The organism is Halomonas litopenaei (genome assembly GCF_003045775.1).
Lineage (GTDB): Bacteria > Pseudomonadota > Gammaproteobacteria > Pseudomonadales > Halomonadaceae > Halomonas > Halomonas litopenaei.
This window is the reverse complement of the sequence record NZ_PXNS01000048.1, coordinates 1-559: the sequence shown is the minus strand read 5'-3', so window position 1 is coordinate 559 and position 559 is coordinate 1. Positions and strand designations below refer to the sequence as shown.

Annotated in this window: 1 protein-coding gene; it reads right to left on the bottom strand. The window is 65.1% G+C overall.

Features of this window, described 5'->3' with window-relative positions:
* On the bottom strand, positions 1-559 hold a 559-nt coding region (locus tag C6W88_RS21810; protein ID WP_197037181.1), incomplete at both ends, for a hypothetical protein.

Genomic DNA, 559 nt, shown 5'->3' with positions numbered 1-559 from the left:
AGGCTATCGGCGTCGACCGCGTGGGCCAGGCTCTCGGCCAGGGTCGCGGTCACGGTGACGACCTGCTGAGTACCGGCAGCGATCGGGTTGTTCGCGTCAACCGCCGGACTCAGGGTCAGAGTAAGGACGGCGTCGCCGTCTGCCTCTGTGCGCCCTTCCAGCTCACCGGCGTTGTTGGTGCTCCAGATCAGCTCGCCATTCAGGCCATCGACCTGAATACCATCGATGTCACCAAAGACGATCGAGGTGATGGCGTCGCTGCCGGCGGTAAAGGTCAGGCTCGCCACGTCGGTATCCGAGGCGGCGCCTTCGGTCTCGGCGTCATCCAGTGCCAGGCTGGCCTGGGTCGAGGCCGGATCGCTGCCGGTGACCGAAACACTCGGGCCGCTGCCGTCGGTAATGGTGACGGTGTGACTGTCGGTGGCGGTGTCGCCGTCGCTGTCTTCGGTGGCAATGGTGAAGTCGATCGACGGACTACCGGTGCTGTTCTGCACCTGGTTGTCGTTGGCGTCAAAGGTCCAGCTGCCGTCACGACCGACGGTCAGGGTGCCTTCGTCGG